The organism is Microcystis sp. LE19-41.2A (assembly GCF_027530405.1).
Classification (GTDB): domain Bacteria; phylum Cyanobacteriota; class Cyanobacteriia; order Cyanobacteriales; family Microcystaceae; genus Microcystis; species Microcystis aeruginosa.
In genome coordinates this window covers 1-1,750 of sequence record NZ_JAPZQJ010000163.1, presented here as the reverse complement: position 1 = coordinate 1,750, position 1,750 = coordinate 1, and the positions used below count along the sequence as shown (strand labels likewise).

Annotated in this window: 2 protein-coding genes; one reads left to right on the top strand and one right to left on the bottom strand. The window is 44.0% G+C overall.

From position 1 onward, the window contains the following. On the bottom strand, positions 1–758 hold a 758-nt coding region (locus O9290_RS07010), incomplete at its 3' end, for a PulJ/GspJ family protein (RefSeq protein WP_502846451.1). A gap of 416 nt (positions 759–1,174) precedes the next feature. On the opposite strand from O9290_RS07010, the gene gloA reads away from it, so the two are divergent. Continuing rightward, a complete protein-coding gene (gene gloA / locus O9290_RS07005) occupies positions 1,175–1,585 on the top strand; it encodes a lactoylglutathione lyase (protein ID WP_002758448.1) in 411 nt (136 codons plus the stop codon). Positions 1,586–1,750: the final 165 nt, after the last annotated feature.

Below are 1,750 nucleotides of genomic sequence, written 5' to 3'. Positions count from 1 at the left end.
CTAGGGGGGGGGCTTACGATACAAAATGTTTCACAGGTTCTGGGGAAAACTCCGGTGCTGACAGAGTAGTTAAATTTCTCATCGGTAGTCATCTTTACCTGAGCGTTGGCATTCAAAATCACTTGATTACCACCACCCTGGCGAACACAGGTATAAAAACCCTCTACCGCGCTACCAGCGGCGGGGATTCGGTTAAAATTCTCAAGACAAACGGGGTCATTAGGAGGCGGTGCTAACATATCGGTGACGGGGGAATGTTGCCAAGTAACAACATTTGCGGGGGTGGTGTAGTTGCCATTAGGGTCCAAGTTTGGACCATAGCGCCACAAGACTCGCGGACCGGTCAAGCTACTTTCAGGGCCTGTGGTACGGGTATAGTAAACGATCTGTTCACCGAGCAGCAGATTGGGATTGCTGGGGTCGGGAATTTGGAAAGCTAGAACTGGTTGCGCTCCTGAGGGTACTTTGTTAGTGTTGATCTCCCCTTGAGAATCAGCGATAATTCTTGCCCGTCTCACTTCATCTGAAACAAACTCTAGAGTACGATTAAGATTATTTTGGATTTCACTCTCAGCATTAGCTCGATAATTGCTTCTGAGCAGGTTAATTACGCCATTTCCCGACACCAAGACGGCAATCAGCATCATCAAACCTGCTAGTAAAACTTCTGTAATCGTGAAACCCGCTTGCAGAAGACGATGAGCGGATTTTTTCTGTAAACGACCTAAGTGATTGATGTACTCTAAATAAAAACGCATAGCTTTAACCCGTCCCAATTTCTCTGTTCTGTACTCCCCTAAATATTTAACATTTATTGCAGTCACAGAGGTTTTATTAAACTACTGGTCAATCAAGTCGAAAGGGGTTTTCGGAAACCACTGAAAATTTACTACTACCTACTACCTTCAAAATTTCCCTAGAAAACTCCCGATCAAAAATGTCTCGACCTAACTAACTTCACCACTAACTACAGGATAGCCTAAGAAAATCCCATAGATAGTAATTGAAATATGGCCAGAAAGGTGATTTTGGTTACAGCTATTAATCGCTTTTGGGAGTGAGGTTTCGTACATTTGTATTGGTGGAATGGTTGACCCTCAAGGAGATAAGAAGGCCCAAGGACTGGTTACAATCAAGGATGAATAATTTTTCGATCGATGTCATCTAAATAATCATGCGTCTCTTACACACCATGCTCCGGGTCAATAACTTGCAGGAATCTCTACAATTTTACTGCGATGTGCTAGGAATGAAGTTATTGCGTCAGAAAGACTATCCCAATGGTCAATTTACCCTCGCTTTCGTCGGTTATGGCGATGAGGCTAATCATGCTGTCATCGAACTGACCTATAATTGGGGAGTCGATCGCTACGAAGTCGGTAATGCTTACGGTCATATCGCCCTAGGCGTGGATGATATCTATAGCACCTGTGAGAAAATTAAAGCCCTTGGCGGCAATGTCACCAGGGAACCAGGCCCGATGAAACACGGTTCTACGGTGATTGCTTTCGTGGAAGATCCTAATGGCTACAAGATCGAGTTAATTCAATTAGGAACCCAGGGTGCTGCCGTGGCTACGGCTTAAATTTATTGTCGTCAAAAACTTAAGTAGGGTTGGCTGAATAAATCTAAAAACCTTGTTGGATAAGACTTTTAGACTTTTTTGACCTCAAAAAGTGCCAGCCATTGGAGGGATCGGGGCGAAAATTCCTGGACTTTTTCCCTGAAAATTAGGTAATTGACCGTCTGA